This is a genomic window from Cardiobacterium sp. (assembly GCF_057314735.1).
In genome coordinates, this window is record NZ_DBHKZK010000022.1 from 24,662 (window position 1) to 43,235 (window position 18,574).

19 protein-coding genes are annotated in these 18,574 nt (G+C 60.3%); 12 read left to right on the forward strand and 7 right to left on the reverse strand.

Translation table 11 applies throughout. From position 1 onward, the window contains the following. Window positions 1-51 precede the first annotated feature (51 nt). Both ACO54Z_RS02605 and ACO54Z_RS02610 read right to left on the reverse strand, forming a co-directional pair. Entirely contained in the window at window positions 52-831 is a 780-nt protein-coding gene (locus ACO54Z_RS02605; protein ID WP_485995616.1) for a TatD family hydrolase, read from the reverse strand. Beyond that, the gene (locus ACO54Z_RS02610) at window positions 831-1,019 is read right to left on the reverse strand and encodes a hypothetical protein (RefSeq protein WP_485995617.1); all 189 of its coding nucleotides are present in this window, start codon (window positions 1,017-1,019) and stop codon (window positions 831-833) included. Before ACO54Z_RS02610 ends, ACO54Z_RS02605 begins: the two co-directional genes overlap by 1 nt. A gap of 52 nt (window positions 1,020-1,071) precedes the next feature. Here ACO54Z_RS02610 and ACO54Z_RS02615 point away from each other — a divergent pair, with 52 nt between their 5' ends. The 8 genes from ACO54Z_RS02615 (at window position 1,072) to ACO54Z_RS02650 (ending at window position 9,404) form a co-directional block, all read left to right on the forward strand. Next, window positions 1,072-1,470 carry a hypothetical protein gene (locus tag ACO54Z_RS02615; protein ID WP_485995618.1) on the forward strand — a complete coding sequence of 133 codons (399 nt, stop codon included), beginning with the start codon at window positions 1,072-1,074 and terminating at the stop codon, window positions 1,468-1,470. Further along, window positions 1,467-2,606 (forward strand): MFS transporter, encoded by a 1,140-nt coding sequence (locus ACO54Z_RS02620; RefSeq protein ID WP_485995619.1) that lies wholly within the window; start codon window positions 1,467-1,469, stop codon window positions 2,604-2,606. Before ACO54Z_RS02615 ends, ACO54Z_RS02620 begins: the two co-directional genes overlap by 4 nt. A gap of 25 nt (window positions 2,607-2,631) precedes the next feature. Further along, entirely contained in the window at window positions 2,632-3,213 is a 582-nt protein-coding gene (gene ssb / locus ACO54Z_RS02625) for a single-stranded DNA-binding protein (protein ID WP_485995620.1), read from the forward strand. Window positions 3,214-3,379: 166 nt separating this feature from the next. Next, window positions 3,380-5,269 (forward strand): TonB-dependent receptor domain-containing protein, encoded by a 1,890-nt coding sequence (locus ACO54Z_RS02630; RefSeq protein WP_485995621.1) that lies wholly within the window; start codon window positions 3,380-3,382, stop codon window positions 5,267-5,269. Window positions 5,270-5,973: 704 nt separating this feature from the next. Further along, window positions 5,974-6,945, forward strand: a complete 972-nt coding sequence (locus ACO54Z_RS02635) for an ABC transporter substrate-binding protein (protein ID WP_485995622.1) — start codon at window positions 5,974-5,976, stop codon at window positions 6,943-6,945. Window positions 6,946-7,076: 131 nt separating this feature from the next. Then, entirely contained in the window at window positions 7,077-7,763 is a 687-nt protein-coding gene (locus ACO54Z_RS02640) for a hypothetical protein (protein ID WP_485995623.1), read from the forward strand. 42 nt (window positions 7,764-7,805) lie between these two features. Further along, window positions 7,806-8,600 carry an AraC family transcriptional regulator gene (locus tag ACO54Z_RS02645; protein ID WP_485995624.1) on the forward strand — a complete coding sequence of 265 codons (795 nt, stop codon included), beginning with the start codon at window positions 7,806-7,808 and terminating at the stop codon, window positions 8,598-8,600. 336 nt (window positions 8,601-8,936) lie between these two features. Further along, window positions 8,937-9,404: a hypothetical protein gene (locus ACO54Z_RS02650; protein ID WP_485995625.1), complete on the forward strand. Its 468-nt coding sequence runs from the start codon at window positions 8,937-8,939 to the stop codon at window positions 9,402-9,404. Between the two features lie 6 nt (window positions 9,405-9,410). Here ACO54Z_RS02650 and ACO54Z_RS02655 read toward each other — a convergent pair whose 3' ends face one another. Continuing rightward, a complete protein-coding gene (locus ACO54Z_RS02655) occupies window positions 9,411-10,646 on the reverse strand; it encodes a hypothetical protein (protein ID WP_485995626.1) in 1,236 nt (411 codons plus the stop codon). Window positions 10,647-10,926: 280 nt separating this feature from the next. On the opposite strand from ACO54Z_RS02655, the gene ACO54Z_RS02660 reads away from it, so the two are divergent. Beyond that, on the forward strand, window positions 10,927-11,406 hold the full coding sequence (locus ACO54Z_RS02660; RefSeq protein WP_485995627.1) for a hypothetical protein: 480 nt from the start codon (window positions 10,927-10,929) through the stop codon (window positions 11,404-11,406). Window positions 11,407-11,409: 3 nt separating this feature from the next. Here the strand turns inward: ACO54Z_RS02660 and ACO54Z_RS02665 are convergent, their stop codons facing one another. Then, window positions 11,410-12,669, reverse strand: a complete 1,260-nt coding sequence (locus tag ACO54Z_RS02665; protein ID WP_485995628.1) for a hypothetical protein — start codon at window positions 12,667-12,669, stop codon at window positions 11,410-11,412. A 443-nt stretch (window positions 12,670-13,112) separates the two neighbouring features. Beyond that, a complete protein-coding gene (locus tag ACO54Z_RS02670) occupies window positions 13,113-14,009 on the reverse strand; it encodes a LysR family transcriptional regulator (RefSeq protein ID WP_485995629.1) in 897 nt (298 codons plus the stop codon). A 101-nt stretch (window positions 14,010-14,110) separates the two neighbouring features. On the opposite strand from ACO54Z_RS02670, the gene ACO54Z_RS02675 reads away from it, so the two are divergent. The 3 genes from ACO54Z_RS02675 (at window position 14,111) to ykgO (ending at window position 15,395) form a co-directional block, all read left to right on the forward strand. After that, window positions 14,111-14,512: a DoxX family protein gene (locus ACO54Z_RS02675; RefSeq protein ID WP_485995630.1), complete on the forward strand. Its 402-nt coding sequence runs from the start codon at window positions 14,111-14,113 to the stop codon at window positions 14,510-14,512. Window positions 14,513-14,522: 10 nt separating this feature from the next. Next, complete coding sequence (locus ACO54Z_RS02680; RefSeq protein ID WP_485995631.1) at window positions 14,523-15,128, forward strand: nitroreductase family protein; 606 nt, start codon at window positions 14,523-14,525, stop codon at window positions 15,126-15,128. A gap of 141 nt (window positions 15,129-15,269) precedes the next feature. Continuing rightward, window positions 15,270-15,395 carry a type B 50S ribosomal protein L36 gene (ykgO, locus tag ACO54Z_RS02685; protein WP_048714664.1) on the forward strand — a complete coding sequence of 42 codons (126 nt, stop codon included), beginning with the start codon at window positions 15,270-15,272 and terminating at the stop codon, window positions 15,393-15,395. Between the two features lie 241 nt (window positions 15,396-15,636). Here ykgO and truD read toward each other — a convergent pair whose 3' ends face one another. Continuing rightward, window positions 15,637-16,653: a tRNA pseudouridine(13) synthase TruD gene (truD, locus tag ACO54Z_RS02690; RefSeq protein WP_485995632.1), complete on the reverse strand. Its 1,017-nt coding sequence runs from the start codon at window positions 16,651-16,653 to the stop codon at window positions 15,637-15,639. 215 nt (window positions 16,654-16,868) lie between these two features. After that, window positions 16,869-18,572, reverse strand: coding sequence for a proline--tRNA ligase (locus ACO54Z_RS02695; protein WP_485995633.1), 1,704 nt, complete (start codon window positions 18,570-18,572; stop codon window positions 16,869-16,871). Window positions 18,573-18,574: the final 2 nt, after the last annotated feature.

Sequence of the window (18,574 nt, forward strand, 5' to 3'; positions counted from 1 at the left end):
ACCCCGACCCTCCCCCACAGGGGGCGGGAGTGAATGGGTGCAGGCCGGTATTCAGTCAATCCCGAAAAACCGTCGCGCGTTTTCCGTCGTCAGGCGGGCGACGTCTGCCTCATTTTGTCCGCGACATTCGGCGACAACGCGCAGCACTTCCGGCAGGTACTGCGGTTCGTTTACGCGCGGCAGCGGGTTCAGCGTTTTCGGGGTGAGGTACGGCGCGTCGCTTTCCAGCATCAGGCGGTCGTCCGGAATGTGGCGCACGGTGTCGCGCAATGCCGCGCCGCGCGCGGGGTCGCATATCCAGCCGGTGATGCCGAAGTACACGCCGCGCGCTGCCATCGCCTCCATTTGCTCGCGGGTGCCGGTGAAGCAGTGCCAGACCGCACCCGCGAGTTCCGGCAGCGCTTCGCCCAGGATGGCGCTGAAGTCGGCGAAGGCGTCGCGTTCGTGCAGGAAGACGGGTTTTTGGACGGTTTTGGCAATCGCCAGCTGGTCGGCGAAGCAGCGGCGCTGGTTCGCGGGCAGGGCGAGGTTGCGGAAGTAGTCCAGCCCCATTTCGCCGACGGCGACGCAGCGCGGCTCACGGGCGAGGGTTTGCAGCAGCAGGCGGTGCGACGGTGCCTGCCATTCGTTGGCGTGGTGCGGGTGGAAACCGGCGGTGGCGTAGAGTTCGCTGTAGTGGTTGGCGAGCGCCAGCGCGGTTTCGTTGCTGGCGGCGTCGCTGCCGGTGATGATTTGCCGGGTGACGCCCGCGCGCCGCGCGTCCGCGAGGATGCGCCCGACGTGCGGCAACAGGCGGGGGCTTGCGAGGTTGCAGCCGATGTCAATCAGCATCACATTTTGATGAGGAAGATGACGAACAGCACCACCATCGCCATGAGGAAGGCAAAGGTGCCCCAGTGCTGCGGCGCGTTGCGGGAGCGCTCCATCAACGCCTTGTAGCCGCCGGTTTTGACCATGCGGTAAAACATATAGATGAAGTAGGCGCCAATGGCGACCGCGCCCAATTTATTCCAGTCCATACGGGTTTCTCCGGGGTAAAATGAGCGCGCATTGTACCGTAAGGATTTCCCCATGCCCTATCAAGACGCCAGCCCCGCCGGGCAACATTTCATGAATTTTTCCCGCCCGCTTGCGCTCGCCGTGGTCGCACGCGCGGCGGACGCACTCACTTTTGAGCTGATTTACGGCTTCGGCCAGTACCGCTTCGCCGCCGACCCCGCCCGCCATGACAGTCTCGCCGATTTGGCGCAAATGGCGGACGCGCTCGAAGCGGGGCATGACCACGTTGAGGCGCTATTCCGCGATGCCGACGGCGAAATCCGCCTGCTGTTGCAGGGCGATGATGATGTGCTGCAATTCGCCTGTTACGACGGCGCGGGCAGCGTGCTGCCGTGGTTGCAGGGCGATGCCGGGCGCTACGCCACCGCGCGCATGATTCGCGAACTCCTCGCCAGTCAGGACGCCGCATGAGCCAGTCGCGCTGGCAACGCGGCGTTGCCGCCCTCACCGCCATTTACATCACGCGGATGCTCGGCCTGTTCATGATTTTTCCCGTGTTCAGCCTGTATGCGAACGAGCTGGCGGGGGCGAACAAAACCCTGGTCGGTATCGCGCTTGGCATCTATGGGCTCAGTCAGGGGCTGTTGCAAATCCCCTGCGGCTGGCTCTCCGACCGCTACGGGCGCAAACCGGTCATCGCGGGCGGTCTCGCCCTCTTTGTCGCGGGCAGCCTGCTGGCGGCGTGTGCCAGCGACATATATATGATGATTGCCGCGCGTGCGGTGCAGGGCATGGGGGCGATTGCCGCCGTCGCGTTGGCGTATGCCACCGACATCACCCCGCCGGAAAAACTCGGCAAGACGATGGCAATACTCGGCGCGAGCATCGGCATCGCCTTCGTCCTCTCGCTCATCCTCGGCCCGCTGCTGGCGAACTGGGTCGGCGTTGCCGGACTCTTTGCCCTGATTGCCCTCTTGGCCGCCGCCGCGCTTGCCGCCAGCCTGCGCCTGCCCGCCGTCGCCCGCCCGACCACCAGCGGCGCGCAGTACAACGCCAAACCCGTTTACCAGGCCGCCGCCACCATCTTCACCCTGCACGCCATCTTTACCGCCACCTTCCTCGTGCTGCCGCCGCTACTGGTTGCAGGCGGCATCGAAAAAGTGTACCACTGGTGGCTCTACCTGCCCGCCAACCTCATCGCGCTCGCCTTCATGCGCCCGAAAAACCAGCCGCATCCGCTCACCTTCGGCATCAATTTCCTTATCCTCGCCGCCGGTGCCGCGCTGCTCGCCGTCCCTATCGCCCACACCGCCTGGCTGCTCGCCGCGCTCACCGTCTATTTCATCGCCTTCTACCGCTTGGAAACCGGCCTGCCGCACTGGGTCGCGCAAAATGCCGCGCCGGACAGCCGGGGCAAGGCGATGGGCATCTACAGCAGCGCACAGTTCATCGGCAGCTTCAGTGGTGGTGCCATCGGTGGCCGCCTCTGGCAAAACCAAAGCCCCGGCGTGGTACTCACCGCGCTCGCCATCGCCAGCGCCGCCGCCGCGCTCATTTTGCTGAAGATGGGCAAAACCGCTACACTACGCGGCGCAAACGAGCCTTAATCACACATTACACACGAGGAAACACATGGCAGGCGTCAATAAAGTCATACTCATCGGCAACCTGGGCAACGACCCGGATATGCGCTATATGCCCAACGGCGAGCCGGTCGCGAACATCTCCATCGCGACCTCGGAAACCTGGAACGACAAAAACACCGGCGAAAAACGCGAACGCACCGAATGGCACCGCGTTGTCGCCTACCGCAAAACCGCCGAAATCATCGGCCAGTACACGCGCAAAGGCAGCAAACTCTACGTTGAAGGCAAACTGCAAACCCGCAAATGGACCGACCAAAGCGGCCAGCAGCGCTACACCACCGAAATCATCGCCGACAGCATCCAGTTCTTGGACAGCCGCAGCGGCGGTGAAGGCAGCTTCGGCGGCGGTGGCTACAACAACAATCGCAACAACTACGGCGGCCAGCAAGGCGGCTACGACCAGGGTGGCGGCTATGACGACTACAACCAGGACTACGGCGCGCCCGGCGGCAACCGTCCGCAACAACCTGCGACGCCGAACAAGCCCGTGCCGCCGCAGAACAACAACGGCGGCTTTGGCGGCCCCACCATTGACCAGGACAACTTCGACGATGACATCCCGTTCTGACCCCCAAACCCCGCAGTAGCGGGGTTTTTCGTTATTTGGGTGGGGTGCCAAACGCAACAGCAGGGGCGAGTGTGCACCGCATCGTCAGGCTAGACACACGTCAATGTAAAGCCAAAGAAGAAGGCTTATCATCTACGCAACCTTACCAGCCGACAAGGAACCCGTAATGAAGCCAACACTGCCCTGCCTCCTGCCACTGCTCGCCGTAGCCGTCGCCCACGCCGAAGAAAAAACCGACCTCGCCACCGCCAACGCTTACCGCCCGCAATACGACTTCGCGCCGCCGCCGGTCATCACCCCGCAGACCGAATTTGGCCAGCCGCTGGAAAACCAGTACGACTACCGCCGTCCGTGGACGAACCCGTCCGCCGCACAAAACGTCAGTACCAACACCACCCGCCCGCTGCAAGCCGAAGCCCGCGTTGGCGGCATCGGCGATCAGGAGCGAATCCTCTACCGCCAGCGCGGCAGCAATCTCTACGGCGCGGTGCAGGCCTACCGCCTGCACATGGGCGATTACAAAGATGGCAGCGGCAAGCGCGTCCATGCCGGCTACACGCGCGACGGTGAAATGGCGATGCTTGGCGTCGTCCCCAACGCGCAGCAGGAATACCGCCTTGGCGTCGTGCGCGACAACATCCGCGACGACAAACAGCCGCAGCACCAAATGGACGCGGTCAAAACCCAACGCATCGTGGTCAACGCCAGCGCCCGCCTCGGCGCACAGGACCAAAGCAACACCTTCAACCTCAACGCGCGCCACATCGAACTCGACCGCACCGCCAACAACTACAAACTGCGCACCCCCGCGCAAGGCCAGCCGCGCGTCAAAATGGAAGTAGAGCGCAGCAAAACCGACCTTGACGCCGACTACCGCATCCAGTACGGCGAACAGCGCTCGCACATCGGCCTGCACTATGGCCGCGACAGCCACAACGCCGAACGCTACGCCATCACCCCGCAGGGCGCGCGGCGCAACGCCTACCGCTTCGCCGACATCCACAGCGACCACTACCACCTCTACTACGACCACTACTGGAACATCACCCCGCAGCACCAACTGAGCGGCGGCATCAGCTACGACCGCCTCACCGCCGACCCGAAAAAGAAAAACAGCGCCTCACAAATCGGCAACCAAAACTTCCCCGCGCCGAACCAGCTCTGGCAGCAGTATTACGGCAAAGCGCTGAATGGCAAACGCACCACCGGCGGCGTTGGCGCGGCACTCGCCTACCAGTACCAGCCCGACGAGCGACAAAAATACCGCCTTGGCGTGGACAGCCTCATCCGCCAGCCGGACAACCCCGAACGCTTCACCTCGCTCCCCGGCCAAAACGGCATGGGCTGGATCGGCAACCCCTACCTCAAACCCGAACGGCACAACCGCATCGCCGTCAGCGGCAGCTGGCAGGGCGACGGCTGGCGCGAATACGGCAAAGTGCGCAACGGCGACGTCGCCGGCGCCTGGCAAATCGAAGCCGCCGCCGACTACGACAAAGTGCGCAACTTCATCACCTACGACCGCGCACGCGGCCAAAACGGCATCCGCCGCGACGACGGCAACGTTATCAGCCGCAACACCCGCGCCACCCTCATCGGCGCCGAAATCAGCGCGGCAAAAAGCCTGACGCAAAAACTCGCCACGCGCGGCAAAGTGCGCTACCAATACGGCGAAAACAACGGCGACGACCGCCCGCTGTACAACATCCGCCCGCTCACCGCCGATTGTGCGCTGGACTGGCAGGACTACGCCCCCTTCGGCAGCTACAACATCGGCGCCAACCTGCACTACGCCCACAAAAACACGCGGCTGGACAGCGACAAAACCAAAGGCCTTGGCATCGACAACCCGCTGCACTACCAGAGCTACGCCACGGTGAACCTCTACGCCAGCCTGCAAACCCGCGACCGCTTCGCCGTCAGCGTCGGCATCGACAACCTCCTTGACCGCAAATACCACGCCCATAACGAACAGCCGCACGTCGCCTCGCTCAGCCCTGCCGCCGTCGCCGCCCCGGAACGCACCTACTGGCTCGGCTTCAGCTTCAATTTCTGACCACAAAAAGTAGGGGCGGTTAGTGAGGAACGAGCGTAACCGCCCGTAAAAAACCTTGCGGGCGGTTACGACACAAGCGTCTAACCGCCTCTACAGCCTTGCAGGTTGGGTTAGGCGTAGCCGTAACCCAACAACGGGATATGTTCGGCATTCGGTTTTTTGGGTCTCTCTCGCTGCGCGAGCAATACTTGTCGCTGCGCGAGCTGTTCCAGTCGCTCGTTCCTCGCTAACCCAACCTACGAACTGAGCACTCAAGGTGTATGTAAATCAGGTAGCGAAGAAACAGCACACAAATGCGAAAACGTGAACAAAAGCCGAACTGCCGCCGAACAGCCCCCTCCCTCGCAGGACGCGCAGCGTCCGCAGCGGGGGAGGGCTGGGGTGGGGGGAGCGCCCGCGAACACACCGCTGAAGTACAAAACGACAAGCGAACAGCCCCACCCAACCCCATCCATTTACATACACCTGAGCGCTCAACGTGTATGTAAAACAGGTAGCGAAGAAACAGCACACAAATACGAAAACATGAACAAAAGCCCAAACAACCGCCGCTCTGCCCCCTCCCCCGTGGGGGAGGGCTGGGGTGGGGGCAGCAAACCACCCGCAGCGCGACAAAATCCGAACAACCACGCCCACCCATTTACATACACCAACCCCGCTACCCTGTATGTAAATCTACCCCTCACTTACAACCGGAGAACACCATGACCCGTAACCTCACCCGCCGCCGCTTCCTGCAAATCAGCGCCGCCGCAGCCGCTGCCAGTGCCCTGCCGCTGCACGCCGCCGAACCCTTCACCCTGTGGGGGCCGCCCGTCACCCCGACCGTATTGCTGGCGGTCGCTGCCGAGATGGGCGAAGCGCGCAAAATCCGCCCGTTTGCCGTGAAAAGCTGGCAAAGCCCCGATCAACTGCGCGCCGGCCTCTTGAACAAAAGCATCGAAATCAGCATTGTGCCGAGCTACGTCGCCGCCAACCTGCGCGCGCAAGGGCAGCCAGTGCTGTTGCACAACATCATGACGCGCGGCCTGCTCGCGGTGATGAGCAAAAGCGGCACCATCAGCGACCTCACCGGTCTTGCCGGGCAGAAACTCGTCATGCCGTTTAAAAACGACATGCCGGACATCGTCCTGCAAATCCTCGCGAAAAAATACGGCCTCAACCTCGAAAACCGCATCACCTACACCGCCACCCCGCCCGAGGCCGTCACCCTCTTCCTGCAAAAAGACTACCCGCACGCGCTCCTGCCCGAACCGCTGGCGAGCGCCTCCATCCTCAAAGGCAAACAAGAAGGCGTGAACGTGGAGCGCAGCTTTGCCCTCGACAAAATCTGGAGCGAAACCTTTAACACCGCCAAAGGCGGCATCGCCCAGGCGGGGCTGATGGTGTCCGAGACGGCCGCCAAAGAACACGCCGACTTCCTCGCCGCACTCGACAAAGACCTGCTCGCGGCGGTGGACTGGGTGGCGAACAACGGCAAAAGCGCCGCAGAAATCGCCGCCAACTACATGCCCGCGCCCGTACCCGCGCTGGAGCGCGCCTTCCCGCACTCCGCCCTCTGTGCCATCCCGGCGAAAGACATCGGCGACGAAATCCTGCAATTCCTCAATGAGCTGCACCGCTTCAACCCGAAAATCACCGGTGGCAAAGCAGTCGATGCCAGCCTGCTCGGCTGAAGCCTGACGCTCGCAAAGCCGTCGCCATTCCCCTATCATCGGCGTTATCGCCCCGGCTGCCCCGGCGGTGATAGCGCCGCAATCGCTTATCCGGGGCGGTCGCCTTCCAGCATTCACCCGAAGGAATCCCCATGAATCACGCCCTGCTTGGCCTCACCGCCCCGCGCCGCCTCACTACCCGCCACCCGCAAGGCACCGCGCCCGAACTCAAACTGGCCGCCGCCTGCTTCATCACCCTGCTGCTACTGCTGACCGTTTGGCTCGGTAAAGGCGGCGCGGGCGGCAAGATACTCTTCAGCCTCGCCATCATCGCCGCGGCGGCATACCTCTACCGCCTCTTTGCCCGTGGCAAAACCGACCCCGTTTACGCCAAAATCCTGCGTGCGCGCATCCCCGACAGCGTCTGGCAAGACCCGCTGCTGCGCGACGACACCCTGACCGACGCGCAAAAAACCGCGCTGGGCGAAGCACTGCGCGACTGGCTCATCATCCGCCGCCAGTGCGATGCCCCGGTCGCCCAACCCTCGCAATACGTCCAACAACTCTGGCTGGCGCTGCACAACCAGCCCGGCTGGCTGCAAGCCGTCGGCGAACATCCGTCGCCGTCCACCAGCCTTTGCACCAGCCGCAACGGGATGCTCACCTGGGCGTATGCCTGCGCACTGCAAGGCGTGGCGCCGGACAGCCCCGTCTTCCTGCCGCGGCTGTGGTGCGTGGATTTACTGATTGAAAAAGGCGAATACGCCGACGCGGGCGCACAGGCGAAGCTGCAACATTGGGCGGACGCCTACCGCGAAGCGCAGACGCGGCGCTACTAAAATCGCAAAAAAAGTCCATCGTGCCGCCGTATCATGAAAACCATGAAAAACCATCACCCGCACGAACAGCGCTTCATCCGCGCACTGCGCTACCTGCAAAGCCACTACACCGACGCCATCGACCTGCGCCACATCGCCGACGCCGCCAACTACTCGCCCTGGCACTGGCACCGCGTCTATCGCGACCTCATGGGCGAAACCCTGCATACCACCGTCAAATGGATGCGGCTGCACCGCGCCGCCTGGCTCATCGCCTACACCGACAAACCCTTCGCCGACATCGCGCGCGAATGCGGTTACAGCAACGCCCAGTCCTTTGCGCGCAGCTTTCGCGACGAATACGGCTTCTCGCCGCAGCAATACCGCGCCCGCCCGCTGTCCCGCCATCCGGTACGGCTTGAAACCCGCGCGCCGGTTGCCGTGGTCATGCTCGCCCACCCCGGCGAATGCCAGCGTTTGGGCGACACCTTCTACCAGTTGGAAAGCCTGCTGCGCCTGCGCGGCGCGGATACCACCCGCGCGCGCTCCTTCAGCATCCATCCGGCGATTGACCCGTACCACGCGGAAAAACACGTCGCGGCTACCGTTGCCGCCGCATACGCCGCCGCGCCGCTGCAAACAGGCACCATCGCCGGAGGACGCTACGCGGTGCTGCACCACTGCGGCTCCTATGCCGACCTTGACCGCATTTATGACTGGTTCGCCGGCGAATGGCTGCCCGCTGCCGGACTGCGCGCGGACGAACACCGCCCGGTCATCATCGAATACTACGACACCCGCCCGGAAATCCCGCAACAGCAAAAGCGGGTGGAGCTCTGCATCCCGCTGGCAGAATGAAAAAGCCCCGCCATGCGGGGTATTTTTATGCCTATTCATCAAACAAAGCGTAGGGGCGGTTAGACGCTTGCGTCGTAACCGCCCGTGGCAATAGTTCGGGCGGCCTCTTTCTCGCTGCGCAAGCCAATGCTTGCCGGACGCCCGTCGCACTATATAGCCATCCACCGAAAGCCTCATACGGTGTTGCGTCGCCTGACCGGGCACTCTAAAAAATGGCTCCGCCATTTTTTAGGGGAACCCGCGCCGTACAAAAGCGTACTGTCTTCGGCGACGCGCCTTGTCTGAAACTTTCGGTGGATGGCTATAATGCCGAAAAACAAACGACAGGGCGTTGGCATGAAATTCAAAAATCCTTTTGAAGATTTTCTTAACTGGATACTGATAGGGATGATCCTTTTGCTGATCATTATTTCCGCTTACGATGGCAATGAAAAGATCGATATGAATTATGGCGACCCGATACAGTTTCCACAAAAGGCGGGTGAAGTGATAGAAATAGAGCTCGCCCTAAAATCCTGGCCGGAATCACGCTATCGCATACGCAGCGAAGATATTTTCTTTTTCCGCCTGCAAGGGCAATCATTTGAATGTCGCTGCGCGCATTATTGGTGCAGGGGAGGTGTGCGCAAGCATCAAAAAATTATCCGTTTTCGCAAGGCCGCCATACGTTTCGCCGAAGGCACCATACGCCGCACCATTACCAAAGGCACCCGCTTTTGCCAGATAGACTCCTGGGAATTTTGGGATGCGGCGGATGAAGCCAAATTCAGGGCGTGGGCAGACGAAAGTCCGCCGCAACGGTAATAAACATCAGCGCTCCTCATACTGCATCAGCATACCGACAAAAAATAAAATAAAGTAAAGCAGCATAGCGGCTCCGAGCATATTCAGGGCGGCCAGCGCGATAAAGACAAACGGTTTCAGAATATTGAGCCATGCGGCTAGATAAGATGCGCGCTGCGGATGCGCGTCTGCCGCTTCTTTGGGTAATACCAGCGGCTTGCCACGCAAAACCGCCTGTGTGTAAGCGGCGATTTCATCCAGCATTTCATCGTCGCCCAGATTGTCGCTGCTGATGACATATTGCGCCCCGTCCCGGGCGGTAATCAGCAGCGCGGATGAAGTCTTGTCATCCGCCCCGGCGGCGACATATTCGCAGGCGGCCATTTCTGCCCACTGCATACGAAAGACCGGCTCACCCAGCGGATAGAGCGACAGCGCATCATTATCGGCTTCGGCAAAGATACGGATGCGGTTGCGGCCGAAAAAATGATAATAAATCCAGCCGCAATACCATGCCGTCCGCCCCATGCTAACCAGACAAATCAATACGCCGATAATGGAAGCCAAGCCGCGCAACAATTCCCAGCTGATCAGCAAGAAAACGTGCGCTATTATGAAGATATCCATCGACATCGCAAGATACGCATTGGCGGTACGCACCAGTAAGGCATTCATATACCAAATATGCGAGGTAATAGTTTCCGCCGGAATGAATGGTGGCAGCACGTTATTTTCTGCTGCGGGCGTGTATGTTTTTCCCGCCGGGAAAAGCGGGGCGGCGGTAATGGTATTTACAGGCGACAGACCGTTAGCCGCCAGCCGGTTTGCCGCTACTGCCGCTATTTCCCGCAAGCTGTTTAACGAGAGTCTTCCCATGCGTACCGTTATCGCTTGCCCCTGAATATCGTGGACGATAATAAACGGTTTGCCTGACGCAGAAATGACGCTTACTTTTTTCAAGTCTTGCCAGCGCCATTGATAGCGTATTTTTTTGCCGCAGGAAAAGGTTAGTCCTTCTATGTCGCAAACTGCCAAGGGATGCCCCGTCGAGATGCCGGGAAGTAAAACCCAAACCAAAAAGGCTAACAGGAAAAAGATGACCGCTGTCTTGGCGATTTCGTGGTGAATGCTGTCCCGCCAGATAATCGCGATAAGTAATAAAATGGTGAATGCGCAACCACGCTTTCCGGCTGAAGGGGGTTCGCCATACCACACATGACTGTCGGCAGCATATATCCGGGGCTGAAAGGAAGGTTGTGGCATGGCGGTTCCTTATAACAGATTTATGGCGTATCCTGGAATGTCGCGGCCTTTCCCAAAGAAAAAGGCAGGCTCTCAGGATATAGCAATCCTCACGAAGCAGCAAACGCAGGTCGGCCATTTATGCCAATCCAGAAAACAAGGCGTAGGGGCGGTTAGACGCTTGCGTCGTAACCGCCCGTGGTAATGAATGGCTCGGGCGGCTTCTCTCTTGCTGTACGAATAATGCTTGTCGGATGCCCATCCGTACTATAATGCCGGAAAACAAACGACAGGGGATAGCATGAAATTTAATGACGCTGCGGGCGGATTTTTTATCTGGTTTTGGGTCGCTTTTTCCATCTTTATAGTGGCTTATCTTTTTGTCGATGGCGACGTCAAATACGATTATAACTATGGCGCACCATTGCATTTGCCGCTGAAAGATGGCGAGCCGATAGAAGTTGAACTGGTCGCAAGGGAAATTATGGAATCAAAATTCAAAGTTAGATATGAGGATATTTATTTGTTCCGTCTGAACCGGGAAACTTTTGAGTGCGACTGTAATGCTTTTTGGTGCAGGGAAAGTGTCCGCCAGCATCAAAAAGTTATCCGCTTCCGTAAAGTAACGGTTCGCTTTACCGACGGGACGATACGCCGCAGGGTGCTTAAAGGCAGCCGTTTCTGCAAAATTGAACAGTGGGAATTTTGGAATCCGGCAGATGAGGCGGTTATCCGGCAATGGTCCGAGGCGGGGAGAAAAGACAATCCCTATGGTTTTTGAGTTTCAGGAATCCACGTCCGCAGAGGACATACCTGAAAGAACCAATATCATAAATAGCGCAACACCGAATCCGTCCATATCGAGCAGCACTGCCAGCATAAAGACAAAGGGGGCGGAAAGGGAAAGCCATACGGAAATATAGGCCATCCGTTTTGGGTGGGCGTCCGCGTCTTCTGCTTCCAGGGCGGCAGGCTCACCGCGCAGCACGGCTTGTGCGTAAAGGGCGATTTCGCTGAGGACTTCGTCGCTGCCCAGCTTGTCTTCCATGAAGCGGTATTTTTCGCCCTGTTTGTCGGTAATGAGCAGATAGGATGATGGCGTCCGTTCGGGGGGAATTTTGATGTATTCGCAGGTGCGCATTGCCGCCCAGGTAATGCGAAATTCGTCTTCTGCAAATGGATAGAGCGTGAGCGCGACTTCGTCCGCCTGCGCAAAATAGCGCATCCGCCTGCGGCCAAAGATATGCCGGTAAATGTTGAGGCAATGGTATGCGGTGTACAGCGTCCCAATGAGACAGACCGCCATGCCAAAAGCGGCTACCACGCCTTGCGCCATATCACGAAAGAATAATAGAAACACGGGCGCCAGCATAAAGATGGCCACGGTCTCGTTAATATTGTGGTTCGCCTCGCGCACGACGGTGGCATTCATATACCAGGTATGCGGGGTAATGGTTTTGTTGTTCGGTGCTGCTTCTTTGGTTAAAGACAGTGTTGCCGGGGCAGTCTGGATCAGGGCAGTCATTTCTTGCGCTTCGGGGATAATTTGGGGAAGCGGTATTTGCGTCAGATAATTGTCGCCCTGGATGCGCATCATGGCGTCAAAGGCGATTTCCGGCATGATGTCGGGCGGTAATTGGCTTTCGTCCATGATGGTATTTTTCCCCGCCTGGTCTTGTACGGCCAGCCGGGAATGTCCGGCGGCGGCAAGGACGTTTATTTTGGCAATGTCCTGCCAGCGCCATTGGTGCAAGATGGTTTCGTTGTGGTCGTAAAGGGTCAGCCCTTCGTTATCGCAAACGGCGAGAATATTACGGGGACGTTTGACGGGACGCGAGCATAGCCATAGCAGGAAATACATAAACAGCAGAAACCAGATGAATGCCCGTGGGGATTTATCTATCGCGCGGATGACCCAAAAGCAACTTGCCAAAAACAATATGAAGCAAATGCAGCCCATCAGGTTGAATTGTGGTTTGTGATCGTTATGCCAGACGCGGCTGTTTTCGTCGTATGGACGTGGCTGAAATGAATGTTGTGACATGGCAGTTCCTTTGGCTGGTTTTAGGGGCTGTTTTCAATTCAGCCGTGAATCTTTGTAGGTTGGGTTAGCGCGTAGCGCGTAACCCAACAACGGGATAGGTCCGGCATTCGGTTTGTTGGGTCTCTCTCTGGAACCGGGACAGCTCGCGCAGCGACAAGCATTGCTTGCGAAGCAAGAGAGAGGGCTGGAGTGAGGGCAGCAAGCGTGAAAAATGGGCTTTTGATTCACCAACAATATCGCTCACCCCCACCCCGTCCCTCCCCCGCTGCGGACGCTGGCGCGTCCTGCAGGGGAGGGGGTATTCTTGGGCTATTTCTGCTTTATTCCACTATACATACACTTGAGTGCTCCATGTGTATGTAAACAGGTGTTTGGGTTGTACCCTTCAGCGCCCTGCACAAGCATACGGAAAATTGCGATTGCCCAGGATGTTGAGCGGATTTTCAGGACGCATCCTGTAATGCCGCCGCTTTTTCCACGAGGAAATCAATGAAGCTGCGCACTTTCGCGCTCAGGTGGCGGCGGTCGGGGTAGGCGGCGTGCAGGGTGACGCGGTGCAGCTCCCACTCCGGCAGGAGTTGTACCAGCCGCCCGGCGGCGAGGTCGTCCTGCGCCAGCCAGTGCGGCAGGTAGCCGATGCCGCTGCCCGCCAGCAGCAGTTCGCGCAGCATCAGCGTGCTGTTGCTTTGCAGGGCGCTGTTGAGAGCGAGTGTCGCGGTCTCGCCGCCACGGGCGCAGGTGAGGCGGCCAACGTCGGTGTAGGAAGGGAGGACGGCGGCGTGCGCGGCCGCGTCTTCCGGTGTCTGCGGCAGGCCGTGGCGGCGTATCCAGGCGGGGGCGGCGACGAGGACGAAGCGCACGGTAAAGAGCGGGCGCACGACGAGGCTCGGCGTCGGGTCGCGGCTGACGCGCAGCGCGAGGTCAATGCCGTCGCCGATGAGGTCGCGCATTTCGTTGTCAAGGATGAGGTCGAGGCTGACGTCGGGGTAGCGCGTGCGGTAGTCGCGCATCCAGCCGGCGAAGGTGGGGTTGGCGCACCAGATGGGCGCGGTCAGGCGCAGGTGCCCTTGTGGGGTTTCGCGCCCGCCACCCGCAGCGGCGGCTGCGGCGTCCAACAGCGCCAGCGCTTCGCCGCTCTGGCGGTAGTAGGCTTCGCCTTCGGCGGTGAGGCTGAGGCGGCGGCTGTTGCGCTGCATCAGGCGGATGCCGAGCTGTTTTTCCAGATGATTCAGGTGTTTGCTCGCCATCGCGGTGGAGATGCCGAGGCTTTCGGCGGCGCGGGTGAAGCTCGCGCATTCGACGATTTGCTGAAAGACTTTGAGGCTGAACAGGGTATCCATCGTTTCCTGATGAGAAAGGTTGCGTCAATGCGGCGAGTATAGGCGAGGGGCGGGCGTTTCTCTATAATCCGCGCTTCTTTTCAACCATCCAGGAGTTATCCATGCGTTTTCTCGCCCCTTATCAAGGCATCATTCTTTCTTTTGTGCGCATCGTCGTCGCCTATATGTTCATGCTGCACGGCCTCGCCAAGGCCTTCGGCTTCCCGATGGCAATGGGCGAAGGCCCGCTGGACTGGGCGTCAATGTCAGGCGTGGCCGCCATTCTCGAACTGGTCGGCGGCGGCCTGCTCATTCTCGGCCTCTTTACCCGCCCGGCCGCTTTCATCCTCTCCGGGCAGATGGCAGTCGCCTATTTCATGGTGCACGCCAAATCCGCGCTGTTCTTCCCGCTGGTGAACCACGGTGAATCTGCGGCGATGTTCAGCCTCATCTTCCTCTACTTTGCCGCAGCCGGCGGTGGCAGCCTCTCGCTCGACCGCGCCATCAGCCGTTATGACGATTAAGGAGACTGCCATGAGCCATACCGCCATTGCCCAGGCCATCGCCGCGCGCCGCTCCGTCTATGCGCTCAACCGCGAACTGTCGCTGCCGCCGCAAGACATCATCACCCTGATTGAAGACGCGCTGCGCCACGCGCCCAGCGCCTTCAACTCGCAATCCACCCGCCTGCAAGTGCTGTTTGGCGCGGAGCATGAAGCGCTGTGGGACATCGCCGCCGACGCCCTGCGCGCCGTCGTCCCGGCGGAACAGTTCGCCGCGACTGCGGAAAAACTCGCCGCCTTCCGTGCTGCTGCCGGTACCATCCTCTTCTACGAAGACCGCGACGTTATCAAGGGCTTGCAGGAACGGATGCCCATCTATGCCGACACCTTCCCCGGCTCAGCCGACCAGGGCGGCGCGATGCTGCAATACGCGCTGTGGACGCTGTTCAGCGCGGCGGGCATCGGCGCCAACCTGCAACATTACAACCCGCTGATTGACGACGCCGTCGCCGCCCGCTGGCACATCCCGGCGAGCTGGCACCTGCGCGCGCAGCTCGTCTTTGGCGGTATCGCCGCCGCGCCGGGCGAGAAAGACATCACGCCGCTGCAAGGCCGCCTGCGCGTCGCCGGAGTGTAATCCGCCTCCCGATAACACAAAATCCATTTCATCCTGTTGCCGCCACTCCGTGGCGGTTTTTTTAGGCGTAAATTTTTCGGATATTCCATAACGAAATGGCGTTATAATCCCGCGCCCTGATTGAAGAAATAGGAGTTAATCATGAAAGTACTGTCCTCGCTGAAAACGGCGAAAACGCGTAGCCGCGACTGTCAGGTCGTGCGCCGTCGCGGCAAGCTGTTTGTCATCTGCAAGAGCGATAAACGGCTGAAAGCCCGTCAGCGTTAAGCGTCAAAAAGCCCGCAATTATGCGGGCTTTGTTTTTGGTCGCTCGGCGGGTTGGGGTGAGGGCAGCAATCAACTGAAAAACTGGAATTTTAGCGCGTCAATAATATCGCCCTCTCCCCAGTCTTCCCCCAGCCCACGCAAAATACGGACGCATTTTGCGTGGGTACCCGCCCGCTGTGGGCTTCGCCCTGCAGGGGAGGGGATTTGTCAATTGCAAACAGCGCCTAATGCTGAAGAACAGCTATTCCGGTGCGCTGTTTTCGCCTTCGGCCTTGATGCCGCTGGCGTCATGCAATGCAAAGATACTGGCGAGCAGGGCAGTGGCGTAGCTACCGCGTGGCAGGGTGAAGGCGAGGTGCAGGGTGTGTGCGTCCTGCCACTCGTATTGCAGATCGCGCGGGCGTACGGTGAGCGCGCGCCAGCCGCCATCGGCGTATTTTTGCAAATATTGCACGGCGGCCTGTTGCGCGGCATCGGTGCTTTCCAGCCAGGCGCTGACGGCAGGCGGCAGCGCGCTTTTTTCCTTGCCGGGCAACCAGCCACCGAGGGCGATGTCGCCGCTTGCCAGGCGGGCGAGCAGGGTGTCGTCCACCGTTTCAATGGTGAAGTGGCTGTTGCTGCCGGCGAGCATGGCGCGGTCGCCGGGTTGCGGGGTGTGCAGGGCGTCAGCAACGCGGCGGGCGTCCAGTTGGGCGTTGTAGGCGGCGGCGCGCAGGGTGGAGAGGGTTTGCGCGCGTTCGTCGTGTTTTTTCGGTAGCTGGTCGCGTTCGACCCAGCGTTGCGCCTTGTCGCGGTTACTGTGGCCGAAGCGCTGCTCGCCGAAATAGTTGGGGAAGCCGTCGCGGGCAAGTTCAGCAAGCGCGCTTTCAATGGCGGTCGGGTCGGCGTCAATATCACGCAAGGCGATGGCAAACTGATTATGGCGATGGGCGCCGACGCGCAGTTTGCGTTCGTTCAGGTGGCGCTCGAGGATACGCCAGCCGTCGCCACTATCGGGCAGTTGCACGCCGTGTTTGGCGGGCAGCGAGAGCCATTGGCGGGTGATGGCGTGGCGGTCTTTGAGGCCGCTGTGCGCGATGTCTTTTGGCGCGCAGCCGGTGAGGCGCGCCCATTCGCGTTTGAGCCAGGCGGTGTTGAGGCCGGTTTTTTCGACGTAGCACCAGAGGTGTTCGCCGTGGCCGGTTAAGGGGAAGTCGATTTGTTCGGCGACGCGGAAGTCGGCGGGGCTTTGTTTGAGGGTGGCGCGGGGTTTGGGCATGGGTTTCTCAATGTATAGCGATACACGCGAAGTTCTGTACAAGGCACGCCGCCGAAGACAGTACGCTGTTGTACGGCGCGGGTTGCCCATAAAAATGGCTTTGCCATTTTTATGGGTGCCCGGTCAGGCGGCGTAACACCGTACAGGGCTTTGCGTGGATTGCGATAAAAAAGCCGTGAGGCTTGCGGCTCACGGCGGGGATGGTCTTGGGTGCTTTAGCGCGATGCCGTCAGGCGGTCGTAGATGGCATCCAGCGGTACCATTTCGGCGCTGTCGCTGCGGCGCTCCTTGTATTCGACTTCGCCGTTCGCCAGGGTTTTGTCGGAGATGACAACGCGCGCCGGGATGCCGATGAGGTCGATGTCGGCGAACATGAAGCCGGGGCGTTTGCCACGGTCGTCCAGCACGACGTCCACGTCCGCATCCAGCAGTTTTTGGTAGAGCGCTTCGGCGGCGGCTAGCACTTCCGGCGATTTGGCAGCGTTCAGCGGCAGGATGGCGACGGTGAACGGCGCGATGGCCTGCGGCCAGATAATGCCGCGTTCGTCGTGATTTTGTTCGATGGCGGCGGCAACGACGCGGGTGACGCCGATGCCGTAGCAGCCCATCAGCGGGATGGCGGAGCCGCCGTCTTCGAGCTGGACTTTCAGCCCCATCGCCTCACTGTATTTTTTGCCAAGCTGGAAGATGTGGCCGACTTCAATGCCACGGCGGATGGCAAGCGTGCCGCTGCCGTCCGGGGCGGGGTCGCCTTCGACGATGTTGCGCAGGTCGGCCTGTTTGGGTAGCGGCAGGTCGCGTTCCCAGTTGATGTTGAAGTAGTGGTAGCCGTCTTCGTTGGCACCGGCGGCAAAGTCGGCAATGTGGGCGGCGTCGTAATCAACGATGACGGGGACGCGCGCTCCGACCGGGCCGAGCGAGCCTGCGCCCGCGCCCATTGCCGCGCGGATTTCGGCTTCGTCTGCCATGCGCAGCGGTGCCGCAACTTCAGGCAGGTGTTCGGCCTTGATCGGGTTGAGTTCGTGGTCGCCACGGAGGATAAGGGCGACCAGCCCGCCTTCAGCTCCGGCAACCAGCAGGGTTTTGACGGTGCGTTCTATCGGCACGCCGTGGTTGGCGACCAGCGTGGCGATGGTTTTGCTGTCCGGCGTTGGCACTTTTTCCATGATGGCGGTCGGCGCCGGGCGCGGTGTGGTCGGGCGCTGTGCTTCGGCTTTTTCGATGTTGGCCGCATAGTTGCCGCCGCTGGAGAAGACGATGGCGTCTTCGCCGGTCGCCGCCAGCACGTGGAATTCGTGCGAACCGGTGCCGCCGATGGAGCCGTTGTCAGCGATGACCGGGCGGTAATCGAGGCCGAGGCGGTCGAAGATGCGGCAGTAGGCGTCGTACATATCCTGATAGGTCGCCTGCAAACTCGCTTCGTCAAGGTGGAAGCTGTAGGCGTCTTTCATCAGAAACTCGCGCCCGCGCATTACGCCGAAGCGCGGCCGGATTTCGTCGCGGAATTTGGTCTGGATTTGGTAAACGTTCAGCGGCAATTGTTTGTAGCTGGCAAGATCGCGCCGCATCAGGTCGGTGATGACTTCTTCATGCGTCGGGCCGAGGCAGTATTCGCGCTCGTGCCGATCGAGGAAGCGCAGCAACTCCGGGCCGTAATCCTGCCAGCGTCCCGATTCTTGCCAGAGTTCGCCCGGCTGTACGCCTGGCATCAACAGCTCCAGTGAACCGGCGCGGTTCATTTCTTCGCGGACAATCTGCTCAACTTTGCGCAAGACGCGCAGCCCCAGCGGCAGCCAGGTGTACACGCCGAGGGCGTTTTGCCGGATCATCCCCGCGCGCAGCATCAGCTGGTGGCTGATGATTTCGGCGTCAGCAGGGGTTTCTTTTTGGGTGGTGAGCCAGAATCGGGAGAGGCGCATGA